Raw genomic sequence first — 3,208 nt, forward strand, 5'->3', positions numbered from 1 at the left:
TGCGCAAGTCGGTCCTCGCGGGGTCGCTCACGCTCGCGTGCCTGACGCTGCCGGTGATCATCACCGCCACCGAGGAGGCGCTGCGGCAGATCCCGTCCGACCTGCGCCTCGCCTCGCTCGCGCTGGGGGCGACGCGGCTACGCACCATCGGCCGCGTCGTGCTGCCGGCCGCCGCACCCGGCATCGTGACCGGCTCGATCCTTGGCCTGGCGCGCGCGGCCGGTGAGACCGCGCCGATCATGCTCACCGCGGTGGTCTTCTTCGGGCCCGTGCCGGGGTCGCTCATGGACCCGGTCATGGCCCTGCCGTACCACCTGTTCATCATGGCGACGCAGGCGGTCAAGCCCGCGCCCGACGTGGTGTGGGGGACGGCGTTCGTGCTCGTGTTCGGGGTGACGTCGCTCAACGTGCTCGCGGCCGCATGGCGCGCGAGGCAGCGCAGGAAGGTGTCGTGGTGACGATGAACGGAGTGGCTGTGGCGGAGATGCCGATGGTGCTGAGGGCCGAAGATGCTGTGACCGTGCCGGTTGTCGAGGCGCTCCCGGTCACCGGTTCGTTCCGGCTGGCCGACGTGTCGGTGGCGTACGGCCGCGAGACGGCGGTCGCTGGCGTGACGATGGCCATCGAGCCACGTGCCGTCACTGCGCTCATCGGCCCCTCGGGTTGCGGCAAGTCGACGCTGCTGCGCTGCCTGAACCGCATGAACGAGGAGCTCGGCGACGTGCGCGTCGGCGGGATGGTCCTGCTCGACGGCGAGGACGTCTACGCACGCGACTACGACCCGGTCGACCTGCGCATGCGCGTCGGGCAGGTGTTCCAGCGCCCCAACCCGTTCCCGATGTCGATCTACGACAACGTCGCGTACGGCCCCCGCACGAAGGGCATCCGGTCGCGTTCGGCGCTCGACGCGATCGTTGAGGAGTCGCTGCGTCGCGCGGCGCTGTGGACCGAGGTCAAGGATGTGCTCCGCAAGCACGCGTTCGAACTCTCCGGTGGGCAGCAGCAGCGTCTCTGCATCGCCCGCGCACTGGCCACTGGCCCCGAGGTACTGCTCATGGACGAGCCCGCCTCGGCGCTCGACCCGATCTCGACGCAGCAGATCGAGGACACCATCGCCGAACTCAAGGAGACGGTCACCATCGTGATCGTGACGCACAACATGGGCCAGGCTGCGCGCGTGTCCGACCGCACCGCGTTCATGCTGCGCGAGCGCATGGACCGGCCCGCAGGCCTCGTCGAGGCCGGGGAGACGAGCGCGATCTTCACGAATCCCGTCGACCCCCGCACCGAGGCGTACATCACCGGCCGGTTCGGGTAGGCGCGCCAAGGGCACTGCGCTCAGGCGGCTGTCGCGACCGCCCTCGGCCGCAGCGCGAGCGCCGCGCCGTAGAGTGTCAGCACCGCGGCTCCTGCGCCCAGTGCGAACGGCGTGCCCTGCGCGCGCCCGAGTGCGCCGAACGCGAGCGCGCCGAACGGCATGATGCCGATGAACGAGAGCACGAACAGCGACATCACCCTCCCGCGCAGCTGCGGCGGCACCGTGGACTGGAGCGAGGTGTTCACGGTCGACACCGCCGACAGGAACGCGATGCCGGCGACGTAGAGCAGCACGCCGGTCGCCCACACGGTTCTGGACAGCGCGATCCCGAGGGTCAGCAGTCCGAGCGCCGGGACCGCCGTGACGATGATCCGCTCGCGGCGCACCGTCGGCTTCAGCGACGCCATCAGCAGCGCGCCCGTGAGCGCGCCGGCCCCGCTACAGGCGAGCAGGACGGAGTAGCCGACCTGCCCCTGGCCCAGCGTCTCCTTCGCCAGCGACGGGAGCAGCGCCGTGATCGGCATCCCGAACAGAGTCAGGAAGGCCTGTGTGACGAGCAGGACGCGCACGACCGGCGTCGACCACGCGTAGCGGATGCCGGCGCCGAGTCGCTGGAGCACACCGCCCTCGTCGTGCGGGCGCTCCGTCTGGCAGGGCCGGATCACCGAGAGCGCCCCGATGACGGCGAGGAACGACGCGGCGTTGGTGTAGAAGACCGCGGCGCTGCCGGCCGACGCGTCCTTGGCGAACAGCAGGAACACCCAGCCCGCGATCAGCGGCCCGACGAACCGCGCGCCGTTGAACTGCGCCGCGTTCAGCGAGATCGCGTTGAGCAGCAGCCGCTTCGGCACGAGGTCGGGGATGGCGGCCTGCCAGGCGGGGAACATGAACGCCGTGAAGATGCCGCCGAAGACCGACAGCGCGTAGACCCACGCCATCGTGACGTGGCCGGTCGTGGTCAGCACGCCGAGCGCGAGCGCCTGAAGCAGCATGGGCCATTGCATCCAGATGAGCAGCTTGCGCCTGTCGAGGCGGTCGGCGGCGGCGCCGGCGAACAGGATGAACAGGAAGACTGGCACGCCCGAGGCGAAGTTCACCAGGCCGAGTGCGAGCTCGTCGTTCGTCAGCGCGAAGACGAGCCACCCGAGAGCCGCGGTCTGCATCCAGGTGCCCACGTTCGACAGGAACGCGCCCGTCCAGAACCAGCGGAAGTCGCGCTCGGCGAACGAGGCGAGGGTCGTGATGCCGGCGGCGTGCTCGGCCCGGCGTATGCCGGTGGGGATCGCCTCGGCGTCGGCGGAGGCGGTCGGGGCGTCGATGCGGTCGGGGACGTCGTGGCTCGGCGTGTCCGGAGGCGCGGGTGCGTGCGGATCCTCGGGCATACGGCTACTCCACCGTCCCGATGACGCCGCCGAAGCCGTGCGCCGTGATCGCCGAGTTCAGCTGGTCGCACAGACGCGCGCGCGTGTAGCGTCCGGGCGGCAGCAGCGCGACGATGCCCAGCGCGACCTCCGGCAGTTCGAGCGTCTCGGCCCGCACGACCACGTCGAGGCGCTCGACCGCGCCCGCGTTCGCGTACAGCGCATCGAGCATGCGCTGCATCGCTTCATGGGTGTCGGCGTCCGAGGGCACGGGAGCATCGTACCCGACGAGCCGATGGGCGGAGTTGTGCCAAGCGCGGTGCTGGCGGATTATGGGCGGGATCATCGGGCGAAAGGCGGGGGGGAACGTGAGAAAGCTGTGGCTGGCGGTCGCGCTGGTGCTGGCGATGGGGGCCGCGTCCGCAGCACTGGCGAGCACCACGCCGGCGGTGGAGCGGCTCGCGGGAGCCAACCGCTACGACACGGCGGTCGTGGCGGCGCATGAGGCGTTCCCGGACGGATGCGGGAC

General features: G+C 70.9%; 5 protein-coding genes. 3 read left to right on the forward strand and 2 right to left on the reverse strand.

The window, feature by feature from the left end:
- Window positions 1–458, forward strand: a 458-nt coding sequence (locus FDZ70_08365) for an ABC transporter permease subunit (protein TLM72528.1), incomplete at its 5' end; no start/stop codon positions are given.
- Window positions 422–1,318: a phosphate ABC transporter ATP-binding protein gene (pstB, locus tag FDZ70_08370; protein TLM72529.1), complete on the forward strand. Its 897-nt coding sequence runs from the start codon at window positions 422–424 to the stop codon at window positions 1,316–1,318. The genes FDZ70_08365 and pstB, both read left to right, overlap by 37 nt.
- 20 nt (window positions 1,319–1,338) lie before the next feature.
- On the opposite strand, the gene FDZ70_08375 is transcribed toward pstB, so the two are convergent.
- Both FDZ70_08375 and FDZ70_08380 read right to left on the reverse strand, forming a co-directional pair.
- Window positions 1,339–2,700, reverse strand: coding sequence for an MFS transporter (locus FDZ70_08375; protein ID TLM72530.1), 1,362 nt, complete (start codon window positions 2,698–2,700; stop codon window positions 1,339–1,341).
- Window positions 2,701–2,704: 4 nt separating this feature from the next.
- Complete coding sequence (locus tag FDZ70_08380) at window positions 2,705–2,920, reverse strand: hypothetical protein (protein ID TLM72532.1); 216 nt, start codon at window positions 2,918–2,920, stop codon at window positions 2,705–2,707.
- Between the two features lie 127 nt (window positions 2,921–3,047).
- Between FDZ70_08380 and FDZ70_08385 the strand changes: the two genes are divergently transcribed.
- The coding region (locus tag FDZ70_08385) for a cell wall-binding repeat-containing protein (protein TLM72531.1) at window positions 3,048–3,208 on the forward strand (161 nt) is incomplete at its 3' end.

It is taken from the genome of Actinomycetota bacterium, assembly GCA_005774595.1.
Classification (GTDB): Bacteria; Actinomycetota; Coriobacteriia; order Anaerosomatales; family D1FN1-002; genus D1FN1-002.

Bases quoted from the DNA above. Each gene is read 5' to 3' on its own strand.
- pstB (TLM72529.1), top strand. From the start codon at position 422: ATGGCGCGCGAGGCAGCGCAGGAAGGTGTCGTGGTGACGATGAACGGA.
- FDZ70_08380 (TLM72532.1), bottom strand. From the start codon at position 2,920: ATGCAGCGCATGCTCGATGCGCTGTACGCGAACGCGGGCGCGGTCGAG.
- FDZ70_08375 (TLM72530.1), bottom strand. From the start codon at position 2,700: ATGCCCGAGGATCCGCACGCACCCGCGCCTCCGGACACGCCGAGCCAC.